Source organism: Pseudomonas nitroreducens (genome assembly GCF_010994165.1).
GTDB lineage: Bacteria > Pseudomonadota > Gammaproteobacteria > Pseudomonadales > Pseudomonadaceae > Pseudomonas > Pseudomonas nitroreducens.
The window spans coordinates 912,991-932,199 of record NZ_WMBX01000003.1 but is presented as its reverse complement, the minus strand read 5'-3'; the positions used below and the strand labels follow the sequence as shown (position 1 = coordinate 932,199).

General features: G+C 65.5%; 20 protein-coding genes and 1 pseudogene. 6 read left to right on the top strand and 15 right to left on the bottom strand.

The window, feature by feature from the left end:
- From GJV37_RS29555 to GJV37_RS17540, 5 genes and pseudogenes are all read right to left on the bottom strand, one after another.
- Positions 1 to 273: pseudogene (locus tag GJV37_RS29555) on the bottom strand (hypothetical protein); the annotation flags it as partial.
- 303 nt (positions 274 to 576) lie between these two features.
- The gene (hutC, locus tag GJV37_RS17555) at positions 577 to 1,320 is read right to left on the bottom strand and encodes a histidine utilization transcriptional repressor HutC (protein ID WP_065327956.1); all 744 of its coding nucleotides are present in this window, start codon (positions 1,318 to 1,320) and stop codon (positions 577 to 579) included.
- A gap of 214 nt (positions 1,321 to 1,534) precedes the next feature.
- Positions 1,535 to 3,250, bottom strand: a complete 1,716-nt coding sequence (recJ, locus tag GJV37_RS17550; protein ID WP_024765194.1) for a single-stranded-DNA-specific exonuclease RecJ — start codon at positions 3,248 to 3,250, stop codon at positions 1,535 to 1,537.
- 153 nt (positions 3,251 to 3,403) lie between these two features.
- Positions 3,404 to 3,943 carry a YaeQ family protein gene (locus GJV37_RS17545; protein ID WP_024765195.1) on the bottom strand — a complete coding sequence of 180 codons (540 nt, stop codon included), beginning with the start codon at positions 3,941 to 3,943 and terminating at the stop codon, positions 3,404 to 3,406.
- Positions 3,944 to 4,004: 61 nt separating this feature from the next.
- Positions 4,005 to 5,183 carry a GGDEF domain-containing protein gene (locus GJV37_RS17540; RefSeq protein WP_170860044.1) on the bottom strand — a complete coding sequence of 393 codons (1,179 nt, stop codon included), beginning with the start codon at positions 5,181 to 5,183 and terminating at the stop codon, positions 4,005 to 4,007.
- Positions 5,184 to 5,441: 258 nt separating this feature from the next.
- On the opposite strand from GJV37_RS17540, the gene GJV37_RS17535 reads away from it, so the two are divergent.
- Positions 5,442 to 6,641 carry a CaiB/BaiF CoA transferase family protein gene (locus GJV37_RS17535; protein ID WP_170860045.1) on the top strand — a complete coding sequence of 400 codons (1,200 nt, stop codon included), beginning with the start codon at positions 5,442 to 5,444 and terminating at the stop codon, positions 6,639 to 6,641.
- A gap of 128 nt (positions 6,642 to 6,769) precedes the next feature.
- On the opposite strand, the gene GJV37_RS17530 is transcribed toward GJV37_RS17535, so the two are convergent.
- Together GJV37_RS17530 and GJV37_RS17525 are read right to left on the bottom strand one after the other, a co-directional pair.
- A complete protein-coding gene (locus GJV37_RS17530; protein ID WP_170860046.1) occupies positions 6,770 to 7,456 on the bottom strand; it encodes a GntR family transcriptional regulator in 687 nt (228 codons plus the stop codon).
- A 72-nt stretch (positions 7,457 to 7,528) separates the two neighbouring features.
- On the bottom strand, positions 7,529 to 8,263 hold the full coding sequence (locus GJV37_RS17525; RefSeq protein ID WP_024765199.1) for an SDR family NAD(P)-dependent oxidoreductase: 735 nt from the start codon (positions 8,261 to 8,263) through the stop codon (positions 7,529 to 7,531).
- A 313-nt stretch (positions 8,264 to 8,576) separates the two neighbouring features.
- Here GJV37_RS17525 and GJV37_RS17520 point away from each other — a divergent pair, with 313 nt between their 5' ends.
- The 3 genes from GJV37_RS17520 (at position 8,577) to GJV37_RS17510 (ending at position 12,099) form a co-directional block, all read left to right on the top strand.
- A complete protein-coding gene (locus GJV37_RS17520) occupies positions 8,577 to 9,605 on the top strand; it encodes an ABC transporter substrate-binding protein (RefSeq protein ID WP_045209894.1) in 1,029 nt (342 codons plus the stop codon).
- A gap of 98 nt (positions 9,606 to 9,703) precedes the next feature.
- Positions 9,704 to 10,780 (top strand): phosphotransferase, encoded by a 1,077-nt coding sequence (locus GJV37_RS17515; RefSeq protein ID WP_170860047.1) that lies wholly within the window; start codon positions 9,704 to 9,706, stop codon positions 10,778 to 10,780.
- Positions 10,777 to 12,099 carry an aspartate aminotransferase family protein gene (locus GJV37_RS17510; RefSeq protein WP_170860048.1) on the top strand — a complete coding sequence of 441 codons (1,323 nt, stop codon included), beginning with the start codon at positions 10,777 to 10,779 and terminating at the stop codon, positions 12,097 to 12,099. The genes GJV37_RS17515 and GJV37_RS17510 overlap by 4 nt, the downstream gene beginning before the upstream one ends.
- Before the next feature lie 77 nt (positions 12,100 to 12,176).
- On the opposite strand, the gene GJV37_RS17505 is transcribed toward GJV37_RS17510, so the two are convergent.
- The 3 genes from GJV37_RS17505 to GJV37_RS17495 form a co-directional block, all read right to left on the bottom strand.
- Positions 12,177 to 12,638: a hypothetical protein gene (locus GJV37_RS17505; protein WP_024765203.1), complete on the bottom strand. Its 462-nt coding sequence runs from the start codon at positions 12,636 to 12,638 to the stop codon at positions 12,177 to 12,179.
- A 14-nt stretch (positions 12,639 to 12,652) separates the two neighbouring features.
- Entirely contained in the window at positions 12,653 to 13,114 is a 462-nt protein-coding gene (locus GJV37_RS17500; protein WP_024765204.1) for an outer membrane lipoprotein, read from the bottom strand.
- A 123-nt stretch (positions 13,115 to 13,237) separates the two neighbouring features.
- Positions 13,238 to 14,167, bottom strand: coding sequence for a LysR family transcriptional regulator (locus GJV37_RS17495; RefSeq protein WP_037011930.1), 930 nt, complete (start codon positions 14,165 to 14,167; stop codon positions 13,238 to 13,240).
- Between the two features lie 98 nt (positions 14,168 to 14,265).
- On the opposite strand from GJV37_RS17495, the gene GJV37_RS17490 reads away from it, so the two are divergent.
- Positions 14,266 to 14,865 carry a short chain dehydrogenase gene (locus GJV37_RS17490; RefSeq protein ID WP_037011915.1) on the top strand — a complete coding sequence of 200 codons (600 nt, stop codon included), beginning with the start codon at positions 14,266 to 14,268 and terminating at the stop codon, positions 14,863 to 14,865.
- Between the two features lie 111 nt (positions 14,866 to 14,976).
- On the opposite strand, the gene GJV37_RS17485 is transcribed toward GJV37_RS17490, so the two are convergent.
- On the bottom strand, positions 14,977 to 15,375 hold the full coding sequence (locus tag GJV37_RS17485; protein ID WP_024765206.1) for a DUF488 domain-containing protein: 399 nt from the start codon (positions 15,373 to 15,375) through the stop codon (positions 14,977 to 14,979).
- A gap of 87 nt (positions 15,376 to 15,462) precedes the next feature.
- Between GJV37_RS17485 and GJV37_RS17480 the strand changes: the two genes are divergently transcribed.
- Positions 15,463 to 16,131: a COG3650 family protein gene (locus tag GJV37_RS17480; protein WP_024765207.1), complete on the top strand. Its 669-nt coding sequence runs from the start codon at positions 15,463 to 15,465 to the stop codon at positions 16,129 to 16,131.
- Between the two features lie 16 nt (positions 16,132 to 16,147).
- On the opposite strand, the gene GJV37_RS17475 is transcribed toward GJV37_RS17480, so the two are convergent.
- The 4 genes from GJV37_RS17475 to GJV37_RS17460 are packed head-to-tail and all read right to left on the bottom strand — an operon-like array spanning position 16,148 to position 19,165.
- The gene (locus GJV37_RS17475; protein ID WP_024765208.1) at positions 16,148 to 16,399 is read right to left on the bottom strand and encodes a hypothetical protein; all 252 of its coding nucleotides are present in this window, start codon (positions 16,397 to 16,399) and stop codon (positions 16,148 to 16,150) included.
- A gap of 14 nt (positions 16,400 to 16,413) precedes the next feature.
- The gene (locus GJV37_RS17470) at positions 16,414 to 17,103 is read right to left on the bottom strand and encodes an aspartate/glutamate racemase family protein (RefSeq protein WP_170860050.1); all 690 of its coding nucleotides are present in this window, start codon (positions 17,101 to 17,103) and stop codon (positions 16,414 to 16,416) included.
- Positions 17,104 to 17,120: 17 nt separating this feature from the next.
- Positions 17,121 to 18,221 (bottom strand): PLP-dependent cysteine synthase family protein, encoded by a 1,101-nt coding sequence (locus GJV37_RS17465; protein WP_065327965.1) that lies wholly within the window; start codon positions 18,219 to 18,221, stop codon positions 17,121 to 17,123.
- A gap of 38 nt (positions 18,222 to 18,259) precedes the next feature.
- On the bottom strand, positions 18,260 to 19,165 hold the full coding sequence (locus GJV37_RS17460; RefSeq protein ID WP_024765210.1) for a DMT family transporter: 906 nt from the start codon (positions 19,163 to 19,165) through the stop codon (positions 18,260 to 18,262).
- Positions 19,166 to 19,209 lie beyond the last annotated feature (44 nt).

Below are 19,209 nucleotides of genomic sequence, written 5' to 3'. Positions count from 1 at the left end.
CGCGGCGCGACCGATGCCGCCGTACACCACCAGCTCCTTGGGGTTCTCGGCGACTTCCGGGTCGAGGTTGTTCATCAGCATGCGCAGCGGCGCTTCGGTCAGCCAGCTTTTGGCGTTCAGTTGGGTGCCGCGCGGGGCACGGATTTCGGTATCACGGTAACGGCCGGTGGAGCTCATCTGGACTTCCTCGATGCAGGGGTGGCGCCACGCTGGAAGGCGGTCCGGCGCGGCGGAAACGGGTGAATAGAGGGCAACGGGCATTGCCGTACTCATCTAGTGTCACCTGATATGTGTAAAACCTTATATCAACCTGTATATACAAGCCAATGCAAAGCGAGGGCCAAAATAGGCCGGCGCTACCCAGGGAGCACAGTCACGTGACGACAATGTCGTTTTATTTCAAATGGATAGAAATCTTATGCACAGGCAGGCGACGCCCCTCACCACGGCCAGCAGCGAGAGAAGGCGGCGAGAAAGGAAGGAGAAAAAGTAACAGCGCGGTGCACAGAGGTAACAAAACGGTGCACCACAGGAGACAGCAGGGCGGATTTTCCGCCCCCTCGGGATGACAGCTGGCTACTGCCCGAAACGACCTTCGAGGCGATAGCGCGACCCCGGATAGACCAGTCGCGCAGCACCCACCTGCCCCTTCGCCGACCAGGTGCGGCGGCGAATCAGCAGGCAGGCGTCGCCACGCTTGATGCGCAGCAGCTTGCAGTCGGCCGCTTCGGCGTTGATCGCCTCGACCACATGTTCACCCTCGGTCAGCGGCGCCAGCTGGATCAGGTAGGCATAGGGGGTGATACGGGTGAAGTCCTGCTGCAGGTACTCCGGCGCTACCTCGGCATTGACGAAGCGCTCTTCCAGTTGCACCGGCACTTCGTTCTCGTAGTGCACGACAACGGAGTGAAAGATGCGCTGCACGTTTTCCAGCTCGAACGGCAGCGCCAGGGTCGCGCCCTCGGGCAGCGGTTCCAGAAGCACCACTTCACAGCGGTGCTGATGCCCGCGCGCGGCGATCTCCTCGGCGATGTTATGGATCTCGAAGAGCGCCGCATGGCCCTTCTGTTCGGCAACGAAGGTCCCCACGCCCTGCAGGCGCACCAGCACGCCCTCGATGGTCAGCTCGCGCAATGCGCGATTGATGGTCATCCGGCTCACACCGAGCAGGGCGAACAGTTCGCTTTCCGACGGCAGCTTGGAGTTGGGTTTCCAGACGCCGTTGCGGATCTGCTGCAGGATGATTTCCTTCACCCGCGCATACAGGGGCGCCGGAGTTTCCAGCGCGAACGCGGCCAGGGAGGAATGATCTTGGGACACGGCAGCTCCTGAATCGGCGGAAGGCGGGCTAGCCGCCAGTTTACCCGCGGCTACGCCTGCCGCCTACGCGCCGTCACCGAAGCCGAACCACGGGCAATAGGTGTGCAGCTTTGACAGGGCGCATAACGCGCCAGCGTTATCCCCCACGATGGGGGCTGCGGATAACCTGTTCCAGGTTATTCGCCCTACAGTCGACGAAAATCCGTACTCATGATCAGCGCGGCGCAATATGCGCCACCATCAGCTGCACCGTCTCGTTGCCACGGAACTCGTTGACGTCGAGCTTGTAGGCCACTTCCGCCCAGCGCACGGTGGGGTTGGGCCAGATTTCGCGGTCGATGTTGAAGGCGATGGCGTCCAGTTGCAGCGAGCCGCACTCGGTCTTGAGCACCAGCTTCAGGTGCCGCTCGCCAACCACGCGCTGCTGGACGACCTGGAAGATGCCGTGGAACAGTGGCTCCGGGAAATGCTGGCCCCAGGGGCCGGCCTGGCGCAGCGCGCGGGCCAGCTCCAGATGGAACTCCTCGGCGCCCAGCTGGCCGTCGGAGAGCAGGCGCCCGGTAAGGTCTTCTTCATCCAGCTGACGGCGCACTTCGGCGTCGAAGGCAGCGGCGAAGGCGCCGAAATTTTCCTGCGGCAGCGACAGGCCGGCGGCCATGGCGTGACCACCGAACTTGCTGATCAGCCCTGGGTGGCGCGCCGCCACGGCGTCCAGCGCATCGCGGATATGGAAGCCCGGCACCGAACGCGCCGAGCCCTTGAGCGTGCCGTCGCCGGCATCGGCGAAGGCAATGGTTGGCCGGTGGTAACGCTCCTTCAGGCGCGAGGCAAGGATGCCGATCACGCCCTGGTGCCATTCCGGGTCGAACAGGCACAGGCCGAAGGGCATCTCCTCCACCGGCAGTTCCTTGAGCTGGGCCAGCGCCTCGCGCTGCATGCCCTGCTCGATGGCCTTGCGATCCTGGTTGAGCTGGTCGAGCTGCACCGCCATGTCGCGGGCGACGCTTTCGTCTTCGCAGAGCAGCAGTTCTATGCCCAGAGACATGTCGTCCAGGCGCCCGGCAGCGTTCAGCCGCGGGCCGAGGATGAAGCCGAGGTCCGTGGAGGTGATGCGCCGGCAATCGCGCCCGGCCACTTCCAGCAGCGCACGCAGGCCCGGGCGGGCGCGGCCGGCACGGATACGCGCGAGGCCCTGATGGACCAGGATGCGGTTGTTGGCGTCCAGCGGCACCACGTCGGCGACGCTGCCCAGGGACACCAGGTCGAGCAATTCAGCCAGATTCGGTTCGGCGATGCCGCGCGCAGCGAACCAGCCGCGTTCACGCAGGCGGGCGCGCAGGGCGAGCATCACGTAGAAGATCACGCCGACACCGGCCATGGCCTTGCTGGGGAAATCGCAGCCGGGCTGGTTCGGGTTGACGATGGCGTCGGCGGCGGGCAGTTCCGGCCCCGGCAGGTGGTGGTCGGTGACCAGCACGCGCAGGCCGGCGGCCTTGGCGGCGGCGACGCCGTCGATGCTGGAGATGCCGTTGTCGACGGTCACCAGCAGCTCCGGGCGCTTCTCCAGCGCCACGGCGACGATTTCCGGCGTCAGGCCGTAGCCGTACTCGAAGCGGTTGGGCACCAGGTAATCGACCCAGGCCGCACCGAGCATGCGCAGCGCCAGCACGCCAACGCTGCTGGCGGTGGCGCCATCGGCATCGAAGTCGCCGACGTAGAGAATCCGCTGACCCTTTTCCAGCGCATCGACCAGCAGCTCCACCGCCGCGTCCACGCCCTTGAGCTGCTGGTACGGGATCAACCGTGCCAGGCCCTTGTCCAGCTCGGCCGCGCTCTGCACGCCGCGGGCGGCGTAGAGACGGGTCAGCAGCGGCGGCAGGTCGCCCAGGTCGGGCAGGGTTGGCGGGAGGGGGCGGGATTCGATGCGCATGAAGTCCAACTATTCCTTTGTGCTTGGTCTTGCGCCTTGCGAGCTAGAGCACGGCAAGGCGTGAACAGGCGTGGGCCGCGGAGTTTGCTGCAGCAAATGAGCAGGCCCACGCCTGTTCACAACGCAGCCGGGCCGACGCGCAGCGAGCGCAAATCAGCGCTCGCCCATCAGCCATTCCACCTGCAGCTCGTGCTGGCCGCGCTCGTCGGTGACGAAGAGGGTTCCTTCGCTGATCATCACGGTCCAGTTGATCGAGCGCGGCAGATCGCGGGAGATTTCTTCCAGCGCTTCCTGCGGCAGGGCGACGACATTGAGGTTCTTCAGGTGGCGGACGCTGTCGAGCACCTTGGTGGTCCACACGCGCAGGTTGCCGTAGGCGACCAGGGTCAGCTTCTCGCAGCGGCGCGAGCACCAGGTCAGGCGATCGGCATCCGGCTGGCCGACTTCGATCCAGTGCAGCACGCGATCGTCCAGGCTCTTTTCCCACAGCGAGGGCTCTTCCACGTCCGACAGCCCACGGCCGAAAGCCAGTTGCTCGTTGTACCAGATGACGTAGGCCAGCAGGCGCACCGCCAGGCGCTCCTCGGTTTCCGAGGGGTGGCGGGCGACGGTGAAGCGCAGGGTCTCGTAGACCCCACGGTCGAGGTCGGTCAGGCTGATATCGGCTTTGTAGGGCGTGGCGGACAGGGCCATGGGCGTTCCCGGCGAATTTTCGAAGGCGGCAAGTCTACCGCGAAAGCGCCGGCACCGTGGGTCAAGTGCGCGGACGTCGGTCGGCTCCAGGCTCCGGCGCGGCCAGTTCGATGCGGTTGCGGCCCTTGGCCTTGGCGGCGTAGAGCGCCTGGTCAGCCAGGGACAGCAGGCGCAGCAGGTCGTGGCCGGCCTCGCGGCTGGTAGCAATACCGATGCTTACGCTGAGCTGGCCCTCGGCCATGAACGGCAACTCGGCGAACTCCCGGCGCACCCGCTCCGCCACCTGGCACGCGCCCTCGGTATCGGCGCCCACCAGCAGGCAGGCGAACTCTTCCCCGCCGATGCGGGCGAACTGGTCGTGTTTGCGCATCCGCGAGGCGGTGATGCGACTGAATTCCACCAGCACGCGGTCGCCGGCGGGATGGCCGAAGGAGTCGTTGAGGCGCTTGAAGTTGTCCAGGTCGCAGAGCAGCAGCGAGGCCTGTTCGCCCCGCTCGGCGCACAGGCGCAGCAGGCGCTCGCCGGTTTCCATGAAGGCGCGGCGATTACCCACGCCGGTCAGCGGGTCGCTCAGGGCAGCACTGCGGAACTGCAGCTCGGCACGTTCCTTGACCATCGCCAGGGTGGCGAAGGCGATACCGATGGCGAACAGCATGGTCTCGAAGACCAGGAAGGTGAAGAAAGCAGAACCCTGGCCGTTGTTGGCCACGCTCTCGAACGGCATGCCGCGGTCGACCACCAGGCGTACCGAATAGACCAGGGTATGCAAGAGCAACAACGCCAGTGTCGGCTTGAGTTCGACTTCGAGCTTGCGCCGGTCGCGCCACAGCTCGCTGATCGCCGCGAGGCAGTACAGGATGGTGATCCCCGTACTGACCGCGATACGCGCAGCCAGGGACTCGTAGAAGGGCGGGAGCAGGCACAGCAGCGCCCAGAATGTCGCGCCTGCGCCGATCAACGGCCAGTGCGGTTTGCGTCCGGTGAAGACGCGCATGGAAGTCCAGGTCATTGCCGAACAGAGGTACAGGACCACATTACCGAGCAGGATCGGCAACCAGTCGATGCCCATGCCTCGCAACGTGGCCAGGAAGGTGCCAATGGCACCCAGCAGCAACGCGACGCTCATGTAGCCCAGCGAGTGATCGCGACGACCGCTGTGCCAGGCGAATGCCATCAGCACACCGACAAGAGTCAGTACGTAGAGGTCGACGACAACCAGCGTCGGCAGGTTCAACGTCATGCAGCCCCCTCGCCACCCGTCAGCTCGCATTCCTCGGAGAATGCCGTCAGACCATCGGGCTGTTGGAAGGAAGACGAACGCATCACGGCATACCTGCGCGAAACCGAGCGAGCTGAAGTAAGAAGCATCTGAATGTGGCTACTCTACGCGCGCTCAAGGCCGCCGCAAAGCGACGTTTCCAGACGCCTGCCCGGCGGCCTGTTCGAAGCGCCGTGCACGCGTTAGAGTCCGGCGATTCCTCTCTGATCGGACAGACCGATGAACAGCACCGCCAAACCCCTCACTGGCCTCAAGGTCATCGAACTGGGCACCCTGATCGCCGGCCCCTTCGCCTCGCGCCTTTGCGCGGAGTTCGGCGCCGAGGTCATCAAGGTCGAATCACCGGACGGCGGCGACCCGCTGCGCAAATGGCGCAAGCTCTATGAAGGCACGTCGCTGTGGTGGTTCGTGCAGGCGCGCAACAAGCGTTCGCTGACGCTGAACCTCAAGCATGAAGCCGGCCGCGAGGTGCTGAAGAAGCTGCTGGCCGAGGCCGACATCCTGATCGAGAACTTCCGTCCCGGCGTGCTGGAGAAGCTCGGCCTGGGCTGGGAAGTGATCCATGCGCTGAACCCCAAGCTGGTGATGGTGCGCCTGTCCGGCTTCGGCCAGAGCGGCCCCTACAAGGACCAGCCGGGCTTCGGCGCGGTGGGCGAGTCCATGGGCGGGCTGCGCTATATCACCGGCTTCGAGGACCGCCCGCCGGTGCGCACCGGCATTTCCATCGGCGACTCCATCGCCGCGCTGTGGGGCGTGATCGGCGCGCTCATGGCACTGCGCCACCGCGAAGTGAACGGCGGCGCCGGCCAGGTGGTGGACGTGGCTCTCTACGAAGCGGTATTCGCCATGATGGAATCCATGGTTCCGGAGTTCGACGTGTTCGGTTTCATCCGCGAGCGCACCGGCAACATCATGCCTGGCATCACGCCCTCCTCCGTGCACACCACGGCCGACGGCAAGCACGTGCAGATCGCCGCGAATGGCGACGCCATCTTCCGCCGCTTCATGACGGCCATCGGCCGCCCCGACCTCGCCGAAGACCCCACGCTTGCCAGCAACGACGGCCGCGATGCCCGTCGCGATGAGCTCTACGGCATCATCGATCGCTGGGCGCGCTCCGCATCGCTGGAGACCGTGCTCAAGGTGCTGAACGAAGCGGAGGTGCCGGCCAGCCGCATCTTCTCCGCCGAGGACATGTTCAGCGACCCGCAATTCCTGGCGCGGGAGATGTTCCTCTCCGCCAAGCTGCCGGACGGCAAATCCTTCCGCATGCCCGGCATCGTGCCCAAGCTCTCCGATACCCCCGGCAGCGCCGAGTGGATCGGCCCGAAACTGGGCGAGCATACCGACGAAGTGCTTTCCGGACTGGGCTACGACGCAGCCGCCATCGCGGCGATGCGCAAGGATGGCGCGGTCTGACCACTTTGCTTGGGTAGGGCGCATAACGCGCCAGCGTTATCCGCCGTATTGAAGCCGGCGGATAACCTGTTCCAGGTTATTCGTCCTACGGCTCTTGGTGTAGCAGCGAGCTCCTGCAATAAAGCCAGTCAGCCCGCTTCCTGCTCCGGCGCCTCGCTCTGGGCGATGAACTCCAGCATCTTCTCGCTGCCGTCCAGCAGGTCGGCGTGGATCGCCTCGCGGGCGGCGGCGCCGTTGCGTTCGCGCAGAGCGCGCAGGACGTCCCAGTGGTGCTCGATGGCCATGCGCTCGTTGAAGTCGGCGTAGGCCTGGGCGATCAGCGGGCCGGTGCGCATCCACAGGCTGTCGAGGAAGGCGCGCAGCAGCGGCATGCCGGCGATGTCGGCGAGGGCGAAGTGGAAGGCCTGGTTGAGCTTGAGCGCCAGCACCAGGTCATCCGCGTGGATCGCGTCGAGATTCTCGCGGATGTTGGTTTCCAGCTCGTCCAGCTGCTCATCGCTGGCGCGCGCGGCGGCGGTCTCGGCGGCGAGACCTTCGAGCGCCACGCGGATGCTGCGGATCTCCAGGTACTGCTCGAGGGTGAGCAGCGGCACGCGGATGTCCCGCGGCGTCTTCAGCACCAGCGCCTGTTCCTTGGCCAGCTGCAGGATGGCGTCACGCACCGGGGTAACGCTGGTACCCAGCTGCTGGGCCAGGTCACGGATACGCAGGCGATCGTCCGGCTTGAAGCGGCCGGTGATCAGTGCCTCGCGCAGCAGCGCGTAGACGCCGCTGCCCAGGTAGGAATGATTGAGCCCTTCGATCGGGTAGTTCATCGCCGTCTCATCACGTGGTGCGGAATTCGGGCGCGAATGATGGTCGCTGATCGCGCCGAATGCCAGCCGGTTTCACACATGCTGCCCGCCGTTGACGTGGATTTCTGCACCATTCACGTAGGACGCGCCGCTGGTGCAGAGGAAATGGATGAGCGAAGCAACTTCCTCCGGCTTACCCAGGCGATGCATCGGAATATCGCGCTCGACGATCAGCTCGGTGCCCGAAGACAGGATGGCCGTGTCGATTTCCCCCGGCGCGATGGCGTTCACTCGCACGCCGTGCGGGCCGAAGTCATGGGCCATCTCGCGGGTCAATGCGGCCAGGGCAGCCTTCGAGCACGCATAAGCAGCGCCGGCGAACGGGTGCACACGTGAACCGGCGATGGAGGTGACATTGATCACCGAGCCCTTGGCTGCCTTCAGTTCGTCGAACAGGCCGCGCGCCAGCAGCGCGGTGGAGAATAGGTTGACGTTGAACACCTTCAGCCAGGTGGCGTAGTCGCTGCCCAGAACGCCCAGGCGTTCGCCCTCCGGGCCCTTGGGCGAGATGCCGGCGTTGTTCACCAGGGCGTGCAGCGAGCCGCCGAGCTTCTCGCGGATCATCGGCAGGCTGGCCTGCACGCTGTCGATGTCTTCCAGGTCCAGGTGGATATGGTTGATCAGGCCTTCGGCCCAGGGGCACTCGGCGCTCCAGTCCTGGCGCGAGGCGGTGAACACGCGCCAGCCGGCAGCGTTGAAATGCTTCACCGTGGCATGGCCGATGCCGCGGCTGGCGCCAGTGAGAAGCAGGGTTCTGGTCTGGTTCATGGTGCAGGCATCCCCTTCGTATGAGTGCGCTCGAGTGGTCAGCGTCCTTGGAGCGCTGGCCCCAATAAAAACATGATGCATCATGTTTTGGAAGATGTTTTAATCGGTCCAGCTTGGTCCTGCAACGAGCTATCCGAACAACAACAAGAAACGGAGCAACTTCCCATGATCGACCGCACCTGTTCCGCCCGTTCCTCTCCCTGATGTCCGAGGGCAACGCCAGCCGGCCTTACAGCTTGGTCCGGCGCGCCGCCCCACTCTTGAAGCTGCCCTCTTATTCATGGGCCGGATTGGCCCGCTCAGGAGTCATCGCATGTTCAAGAAAGCCATAGCACTGATGATGTTGGCCGGCGGCGCCGCCCAGCTCCACGCCGAGACACTGACCGTGGTGTCGTTCGGTGGCGACAACAAGGTGGCCCAGGAAAAGGCCTTCTACAAACCCTTCGAGCAGCAGGCCAAGGTCACTGTGCAGGGCGCCGAGTACAACGGCGAGATGGCCAAGATCAAGGTCATGGCCGACACCGGCAAGACCAGTTGGGACGTGGTCGAGGTGGAATCCCCGGAACTGATGCGCGGTTGCAGCGAGGGGCTGTTCGAGCAGCTCGACTGGAGCAAGCTCGGCAAGCAGGCCGACTTCCTCGACGCCGCCGTGAGCGACTGCGGCGTGGGCATCTTCATCTGGTCCACGGTGCTCACCTACGATGCCAAGAAACTCGCCAGCGCCCCCACCGGCTGGGCCGATTTCTGGGACGTGAAGAAATACCCGGGCAAGCGTGGCCTGCGCCGTGGCGCCAAGTTCACCCTGGAATTCGCCCTGGAAGCCGACGGCGTGAAACAGGCCGACCTGTACAAGGTACTGGCCACCAAGGAAGGCGTGGACCGTGCGTTCAAGAAGCTCGACGAGATCAAGCCGTACATCCAATGGTGGGAAGCCGGTGCGCAGCCGCTGCAATGGCTGGCCGCCGGCGACGTGGTGATGACGTCGGCCTACAACGGCCGCGTCGCCACCGCGCAGAAGGAAGGCCGCGACTTCGCCATCCAGTGGAACGGCAGCATCTACGACCTGGACCACTGGGCCATCGTCAAGGGCAGCCCGAAGAAGGAGCTGGCCGAGCAGTTCATCGCCCTGGCCAACAAGCCTGAGCACCAGAAGGTCTTCGCCGAGAACATTCCCTACGGCCCGACCAACAAGAACACCATCCCGCTGATCGACGCCGCCATCGCGCCGAAACTCCCCACCGCGCCGCAGAACCTGGAGAACGCGCGCGCCATGGACACCGAGTTCTGGATCGACCACGGCGAGGAACTGGAAACCCGCTTCAACGCCTGGGCTAGCAAGTAAGTGGATGGCGTCCGCCCGGCCCCGCGCCGGGCGGACGCTCCACCTCGCCCGGCCGCTGCAATACCGAACGACCGCTGAACCCTGCTGGAGATGTCCCCGTGCCCCTCAATACCGCTCCCGTCCACGATCACCTGCTGGAAGCGGCCCCCGCCCAGGTGAGCGACGCCCAGGCCGCTGCCATCGCCGACGAATACTTCGGCCAGCGCGGCACGCTGCACCGCCTCGCCGGCGAACGCGACCTGAACTTCCACATCGCCCACGGCCATGGCGACGACCGCCTGCTGAAGCTCTCGCACCCGCTGGAGGACCCGCAGGTCGTGGACTTCCAGACTCGCGCCCTGCTGCGCGTGGAGGCCCTCGACCCGACCCTGGCAGTGCAGCGCGTCTATCCCTCGCTCAACGGCGACCACCAGATTTCCATCCGCGTCGACGGCCAGCCGATGATTGCCCGGCTGTTCTCCTTCGTCGACGGCGTGCCGCTGCACCGCGTCGCGCAACGCAGCCGCGCCCTGCGCGAGAACCTGGGCGACGACCTGGCGCGCCTGGGCCTGGCGCTGAAGGGTTTCGAACACCCGGCCACCGCCGACCACGAACTGCTCTGGGACCTCAAGCACGCCTCGCGCCTGCGCAACCTGCTGGTCTACATACAGGATCGAGAACAGCGCGCCCTGGTCGAGCGCTTTCTCGACAATTTCGAACGCCACGCTCTGCCCCGCCAATCGACGTTGCGCGCCCAGGTCATCCATAACGACCTGAACCCGCACAACGTCATCGTCGATGCCGAGCATCCGGACCGGGTGCGCAACATCCTCGATTTCGGCGACATGGTCCACGCGCCGCTGATCAACGACCTCGGCGTCGCCGCCGCCTACCAGGTGGGCGAGCCGGACGCGCCGCTGGCCAGCGCCTGCGAGATGATCGCCGCCTACCATCGCCGCTGCCCGCTGCTGGCCGAGGAGCAGGAAATCCTCGCCGACCTGATTGCCACGCGCCTGATCATGACCCTGAGCATCACCGCCTGGCGCGCCAGCCTGCACCCCGAGAACCGCGACTACATCCTGCGCAACACCCGCCACGCCTGGCAGGCCTTGCAAGGCCTGGCCCGCCTGAGCCGGGAACAGGCGCAGGAGCAGATCTTCGCCGCCTGCGCCACACAAGAGGAGCCCCGCCCATGACCATGCCCAACGGATTCAGTGCCGCCGATGCCGAGCGCCTGAGCGATGCGGAACGCCGCCTGATCGAGCGCCGCGCGCGCCTGCTCGGGCCGGCCTACCGCCTGTTCTACGAGCGCCCGCTGCACACCGTGCGCGGCGAGGGCGTGTGGCTCTACGACAACCAGGGCAACCGCTACCTCGACGCCTACAACAACGTCGCCTCCATCGGCCACTGCCATCCGCGCGTGGTACAAGCCATCGCCAGCCAGGCGGCGGTGCTCAACACCCATACCCGCTACCTGCAGGACGGCATCCTCGACTACGCCGAGGACCTGCTCGCCACTTTCCCCGAAGGCCTGGACCAGGTGATGTTCACCTGCACCGGCAGCGAGGCGAACGACCTCGCCCTGCGCATCGCTCGCCAGTACACCGGCGGCACCGGGGTGATCATCACCCGCTTCGCCTACCACGGCGTCACCGGGACCATTTCCGAGCTCTCGCCGTCCCTCGGCGCCGGCATCACCCTGCCCGCCCACGCCCGCACCGTGCGCGCGCCCGATGCTTACCGACTGGGCGCAGAGAACGTCGGCAAACTCTTCGCCGACGATGTGCGCGCCGCCATCGCCGACCTGCGCGCCCATGGCATCAAGCCCGCCGCGCTGCTGCTCGACGGCATCTTCGCCAGCGACGGCGTGCTGGCCGATCCGGCCGGATTCCTTGCCGAAGCCGTGAAAGTCGCCCAGGACGAAGGCCTGCTTTATATCGCCGACGAAGTGCAGAGCGGCTTCGCCCGCACCGGCGACGCCATGTGGGGCTTCCAGCGCCACGGCGTGCAGCCGGACCTGGTCACCCTTGGCAAACCCATGGGCAACGGCCAGCCTATCGCCGGCGTCGTGGTGCGCCCGGAAATCCTCGAACGCTTCGGCCGCGAGGTGCGCTACTTCAACACCTTCGGCGGCAACCCGGTGTCCTGCGCGGCGGCCCAGGCGGTACTCGACGTGATCCACGACGAACAGCTTCAGGAGCGTTCGCAGCGCATCGGCGCCTTCATGCTCCAGGGCATACGCCAACTGGCCGAGCGCCACGAGCTGATCGGCGATGTGCGCGGCGCAGGGCTATTCCTCGGCGTCGAACTGGTCACCGATCGCACCGCGAAAACTCCGGCCGCCAACCAGACCCGCCAGGTGGTCAATGCCATGCGCGAGCGCGGCGTGCTGATCAGCGCGGCCGGTCCGCTGGAGAACATCCTGAAGATCCGTCCGCTGCTGGCCTTCGAGCAGGAGCATGCGGAACTGTTCCTCGACTGCCTGGACAAGGCGCTGACGGATGTCGCCATCTGACATCTGCGTCTCTCAGAAACGACAAGGGCCGCGATGAACACTCATCGCGGCCCTTTTCATTCTGACGGGATCGATCCTCAGAAGCGTACGCCAACGTTGACCATCGCGGCCGAGCCTCCCAACACCACGAGCTCAGCGCCAACGGGCCCCAGGTGCGCGCCAACGGAAGGAATGATCGCCGGAGCCACGCCATAGCGGTTGAGCGGAATCTTGTCGCGGTACTCGCCACGATACCCCTGCAACGCGCCGCCGGTGACCTTGGCGTAGAACGGCGTACCTTCCCAGTCGAAGCGTTTGCCGGCGTAGACATAGTTGGAACGCTGGCTGAAGGAGTTCTTGAAGGTCGCGCCGCCGAATACCACGCCATCGCCGCGATTACGCTCCAGGCCGATCAGCTCCTGGTGGTTGTTGTGATCCGGATCCGTGGTCCAGTGGGTCGTGTAGACGCTGGTCTGCAGGTACCAGAAGCCCTTGTCTTCATCCGCAATGGCGAAACCACAGCCAAGCAGGACGAGAGCGGCGATCAACAGGCGGCGCATGGGGGGTTCTCCGTTCAGATGGTGACGCGGCTGGCGCCATTGACCGTCATGATGCGAACACGGTCACCAACGCGGAACTGCTGGGAATCGACCGCCTGGACATAAGCGCGGGTGCCGCCGTCATCCTCGCGGACCACGATCTCGACGCCCTGAGTGCGGGTGATGCCCTCTTCCACCGCCGAGCCCGCCGCGCCACCCGCCACGCCACCGAGAATGCTGGTGATGGCCTTGCCGCGGCCGCCGCCAATGGAGCTGCCGGCGATGCCACCGACGGCTGCACCGGCCAGGGTACCGATGGGGGTCTTGGTACCTTCGATCTGTACCGGTCGCAGGGATTCGATGGTGCCCATGCGTACGTTCTGCACCGCACGGGCATCGGCACGGGAATAGGAAGAACCCGAGAGGTCGGAAGCGCAGCCGCTCAGCAGAGCGGCGCTGGTGAACAGGGCGGTCAACAGCAGAGTGGAACGGTTCATGGTGGTCACCTCGGAAGGGTCGGAAAGATTAGGGCAAAGCCTACGTGGCCTTGCCTGAACTCCCCCTGAACCCTTTCTGAACCATCACTGAACAAAGCTGAACGAAGTTGAATGAAATGTCTGTCACCCCTCCAGAGCGACCAACTGCCGGCGGCTGTGTTCGAACCAGCCCAGCAGATAGTCCGCCAGCAGCTGTGTGCGGCGCGGCAGGCGGCTTTGGTAAGCGTGAATGAGGAACACCGGCTGGGTGCGGGTCTGGTAATCGCGCAATAACCAGACCAGGCTGCCCTCCGCCAATTCCTGCTGAACCATGTAGGACGGCAGCCGGCTGATCCCCGCGCCGGCCAGAGCCGCCTTCTTCAGCAAGGTGTAGTGATTGCTTGCAAGCAAGCCTCTGACCGTGACGCGGAACAGTTCGTGGTGGCGTTGGTAAAGCCAGACGTCGCTGTCCTGATAATGAGTGTTCTGCAGGCAGGAATGCTGCGCCAGGTCCGCCGGCGCCTCGGGCACGCCGTGCTCCGCAAGATAGCCCGGCGTGGCGCAGGTCAACTCCTGCAAAGCGAAGAGCGGCCGCGCCACCAGGCGCTCATCCACCGCCAGACTGCCGGAGCGGATGGCCAGGTCGAAGCCGTCCGCCACCAGGTCGCGACGCTCGTTGGAGAGGTCCAGCTCCAGGCAAATGTCCGGGTACTGGCGGGAAAACTCCATCAGCCACGCATCGAAGAAAGTCTCTCCCAACGACACTGGCACGCTCAGCCGCACCTTGCCCTGTGCCTCTTCCTGCAACGCCAGTACCGCCTGCCGCGCCCGCGCGGCCTGGGCATTGAGCGCTTGAGCCTCGGGCAGCAGCGCAGCACCGGCGGCAGTCAGGGACAGGCGTCTGGTCGTGCGGTGCACCAGGGTCGCGCCCAGCGTCAGCTCCAGCGTCGCGATCCGCTTGGATAACTGCCCCTTGCTGCAGCCGAGTTTTTCCGCGGCACGGGTGAAGCTGCCGCATTCCAGCAGTACGGCGAAGGCGGAAAGGTCTTGCAGGTCGTTGGCGATTGTTTCCATATGAAAACCAAAGGTTGTCAATTAGCTTAATTATCAAAACAGAAGACCACTCTAGACTGAATTCACTTTCAGCCAAACCACCTCAGTGGAGAGTCTTCATGAAAATCATCCTGATCGGCGCCAGCGGCACCCTCGGCCAGGCCATCGCCAACGAACTGGCCCCGCGCCACGAGATCATCCGCGTCGGTCGCAGCAGCGGCGACTATCGTGTGGACATCACCGACAGCGCCTCGATCCGCAAGCTGTTCGAGCAGGTTGGCGGCTTCGATGCGCTGATCAGCGCCGCCGGCAAGGTGCACTTCGGCGCGCTGTCGGAAATGGGCGAGGCGGAAATGGCGGTCGGCCTCAAGGACAAGCTGATGGGGCAGGTGAACCTGGTGCTGATCGGCAGCCAGTACGCCAACGACAGCGCTTCCTTCACCCTCACCACCGGCATCCTCAGCGAACAGCCCATCGTGCTGGGCAGCTCGGCCAGCCTGGTCAACGGCGCGGTGGAAGGTTTCGTGCGCAGCGCCGCCCTGGAGCTGCCGCGCGGCCAGCGGATCAACGCGGTCAGCCCGAATGTGCTGGTGGAATCGATGGAGGGCTACGCGCCGTTCTTCCGCGGCTTCAAGCCGGTGCCTGCCGCGGATGCCGCGCTGGGCTTCGCCCGCAGCGTGGAAGGCAAGCAGACCGGGCAGGTATACAAGATCTGGTGAGGCTGGCGGGCTGATGCTTCTGCGTCGGCCGTTGGCCTTGGTTCGCGAGCAGGCCCGCTCCTACAGGAAAACCTTCGCCGGGAACTGTAGGAGCGAGCTCGCGAACTGCCTCTATTCTCTCTTCCCGGCATAGCAGACCGGGGAACTCCCCTCGCCCTGCTTCGCCAACTCGTCCTCAAGGAACTCCGCCAGCACCCGGGCGTTGTTGTGCTCCTCGTCCCTGGCTGCATAGAGCAGCGTCAGCGTTCCCTTGCGTGCGAGGTCCAGCAGCCCCATCCAGTGCTCCGGGTGTGCGTTCAGTTCACCGTGGTAGGCCTTGCGGAATTCCTCGAACAGGCTCGGGTCGTGGTGGAAGCGCTGGCGCAGTTCGTTGGACGGCGAGGCCTCCTTGGCCCAACACTCCATGTACAGGTCTTCCTTGCGAATTCCCCGTGGCCAGAGCCGGTCCACCAGCACCCTCAGGCCGTCCCCCTCGGTCGCCGGTTCGTAAGCACGCTTGCAGCGGATCATCCGAAATTCTCCTCGCCGTTGGGCATTGCCCTTGAGGTGACCGGCTTCGCTGGGTAACGTGGGCGCACTTTCGAGGGAGCCCGTTCCATGCGATCCAGTCGTTTCATTCTGTTCAGCCTGCTACCCCTGTTCGCCGCCTGCCAGGTGTGGACGCCGAACAAGACCGATCTTAACGCCTCCACCCGCCTGCAGGGCGAACTGAGCCGTGTGGACGGCCAGCTGGTGTTCCGCAGCTGCACCGAGCAACGCCGCTTCAGCATCGAGGACACCGGCAACACCGGCCTGCCCCGCGACGCACTGGAAATGTTCAACGATGGCGCCACCTCGCTGTACGCCGACCTGCGCGGCAGCTTCAGCGGCAGCAGCGCCCAGGGCACCGACGGCAAGCTGGAAGTGGCCAAGGTCTATCGCCTGCAGAATGAGGGCTCGGGCTGCGACGACCCGAACTTCAAGCGCGCGGTGGTCCGCGCCCACGGCAACGAGCCGGGCTGGAGCGTGCTGGTCAACAGCCAGGGCATGCTGATCGAGCAGCCGGGCAAGGAATCGCTGGCGCTGCCGTACATCGCCGAGGGCGTGCCTGACGGCAGCACCAGCTATTCCAGCGAGGCCAATGGAGAGAAGGTCGAGTTGTGGGTGGCTCCAGCCCGCTGCCAGGACAGCATGAGCGGCGCCCTGAGCAACCTCTCCGCCGAACTGCGCCTCGACAACAAGGTCATGCGCGGCTGCGCCTATCCGGGCGGCTCCAGCGGCGATTGATCGCCGCCGGCGGGGCTCAGACCAGCAGCCCCGCCGCGACCAACCTTGCCTTGAGTGCGGCGAATTCCTCGGCGTACTCCCAATAGGCCAGCCGGCCATCGCTGGCAGTGACCAGCACGTACTTCTCGCTGATCGACTGGATGCGCTCGACGCGCACCAGCTTCTCGACGAAGTCCGGGTCCGAAACCTGCTCGATCACCTCGCGGTTCTGCTCGTCATAGCCGTGCATGATGAACGCGGCACGTACCTTCAGGCTGATGAAGCTCATGCTGTTTGTCCTCGTCAAAGCGCAGCGTCGGCGGCATGCAGGGCGTGAAGCGCGGTGGTGTCGAACAGTGGCACCGAGGCGTCCGCCGGGCCGACCAGCAGGGAAATCTCCGTGCAGCCCAGGATCACCGCCTCGGCGCCCTGCGCCACCAGCGCGGCGATGATCCGCCGATACTTTTCCCTCGATTCGTCGCGAATCCGCCCCAGGCAGAGTTCCTCGTAGATGATCCGGTGCACCACCTGGCGATCGGCCTCGCTCGGCGTCAGCACCTTCAGCCCGAACCTGTCCACCAGGCGATCCTTGTAGAACGCCTGTTCCATGGTGAAACGCGTGCCCAGCAGGCCGACCGTGGTCACGCCCGCCGCGCGTATCGCCTCGGCGGTCGGGTCGGCGATGTGCAGCAGCGGGATATCCACCGCCGCCTCGATGGTCGGCGCCACCTTGTGCATGGTGTTGGTACAGAGCACGAGGAAATCCGCCCCCGCCGCCCTCAGCGAGCGAGCCGCGTCAGCCAGCACGCGGCCGGCAGCGTCCCAGTCGCCGACATGCTGCAGACGCTCGATCTCGTGGAAGTCCACGCTGTACAGCACGACCTTCGCCGAGTGCAGGCCGCCCAGGCGCTCCTTGATGCGTTCGTTGATCTGCCGGTAGTAGGGAATGGTCGATTCCCAGCTCATGCCGCCGATCAGGCCAATGGTCTTCATGCTTCGCTCCAGATGAATCAATCCAGTCCGATACAGGGCAGATCGCCGGGCAGCGCCGCGCCGTGCTCGGCGCACTGGCGCACGGCCTCTATCAGCGGATCGAGGTCGAAGCCCTGGGAAATCAGCCATAGCGGGTTGTAATAGGTCGTCGCGTAGCGCTCGCCGCTGTCACAGAGGATCGCCACCACCGAACCACTCTCGCGCCGAGCCACCATCTGACGCGCGACCAGCAGCGCGCCGATCAGGTTGGTGCCGCTGGAGGCGCCGACGTGCCGGCCCAGCCGCTGCGCCAGGTAGTGCATGGCGGCCAGCGACAGGTCATCCGGCACCTTGCAGCAGGCATCCAGCACGTTGGGCAGGAACGACGCTTCCACGCGCGGGCGGCCGATGCCTTCGATGCGCGAGCCGTAGCTCAGGGTGAGGCCGCGGTCGCCGGTGCGGTAGGAATCGAAGAACACCGAGCGTTCGGCGTCGGCGCAGAGCACACGGGTGTCATGCCGGCGGTAGCGGGCGAAGCGCCCCAGGGTCGCCAGGGTGCCACCGGTGCCGGGGCTGGAGACCAGCCAGGCCGGCTCGGGGAAGCGCTCGTGGCGCATCTGCTGGAAGATCGACTCGGCGATGTTGTTGTTCGCCCGCCAGTCGGTGGCGCGCTCGGCGTAGGTGAACTGGTCCATGAAGTGGCCGCCGGTTTCCTTCGCCAGTCGCTCGGATTCGGCGTAGATCTGCGTCGGGTCGTCCACCAAGTGCGCCTGGCCGCCATAGAAGGCGATCTGCGCGATCTTCTCCTTCGAGGTGCTGGCGGGAACCACGGCAATGAACGGCACGCCGAGCAGCCGGGCGAAATACGCTTCGGAGATCGCCGTCGAACCACTGGATGCCTCGATCACCGGAGCGCCCGGCCGCAGCCAGCCATTGCACAACGCGTAGAGGAACAGCGAGCGGGCCAGGCGGTGCTTGAGGCTGCCGGTGGGGTGGCTGGACTCGTCCTTGAAATACAGGTCCACGCCCGGCAGGCCGGGCATGTCCAGGGGAATCAGGTGGGTATCGGCGCTGCGTTGGAAATCCGCTTCGATGATGCGGATCGCCTCGCGGGTCCAGTTGCGTTCCTGGGCGGCCATCGTGTCGTTCTCCTGGCAGGGCAAGCGATTCAGTGAGTTCAGTCCAGCACACCGGCGGGCGACGTGGGCGGCGCGCTGCGCCACTGGCTGAGGGCGACACCGGCAAACACCAGGCCGGCGGCCAGCGCCTGCTGGCCGCTGAGCACCTCGCCCAGCAGCAGCGCGGCGAAGATCAGGGTGAACACCGGGATCAGGTTGATGAAGCCGGTCGCCTGGCTTGCCGGCAGGCGGCTGACACCGAAGTTGTACAGGCCATAGGCGCCGACGGTTACCACGCTGCCCAGGTAGACCAGCGCGAACCAGCCAGTCGGGCCGGGTGCCGCCGGCAGCCCGGAGGTTGCCAGCGCCAGCGGCAGGAAGAACACCGAGCCGATGAACGCCTGCATCGCGGTCAGGATGAAGGGCGAATAACGCGCCGACAGGTGCTTGAGCAGCAGGGTATAGCCGGTGGCGCAAAGCATTGCCAGCAACTCGTAGAGGTTGCCCAGCAGCGGGTTGGGCGCATGGCTGTCCGGCTCGCTGGCCAGCGTCAGCCAGAGCGAGCCGAGCACCGCCAGGGCAAAACCCAGCCAGGTGTTGCGGGCGATCTTTTCCTGCAGCAGGAAGAAGGCGCCGACCGCCACCAGCAGGGGCAGCAGCGCGGTGATCATCCCGGCCTGTGCGGCACTGGTCTGTTGCAGCGCCAGGGACTCGAAGATGAAGTACAGGCAGGGCTCGCAAGCGGCCAGGGCGAGCAGCCACCTCCAGTCACCGGGTCGGTAGTCGATTCGCCCGCGCCAGCGCCAGGCGGCGAGGAAGATCAGGCTGCCCAGCGCCATCCGGGCGAAGATCACCCACATGGCGGGCATTTCCAGGAAGGCGAATTTCAGCGCGATGAAGGAACTGCCCCAGAGCGCCATGGCCAGCACCAGGCACGCGAGGGCGAACGGCCGGGATTGCTGCACGGGACGCTCCAGTCAAAAGGTCCCCGGAGTATAGGAGGCGCCCG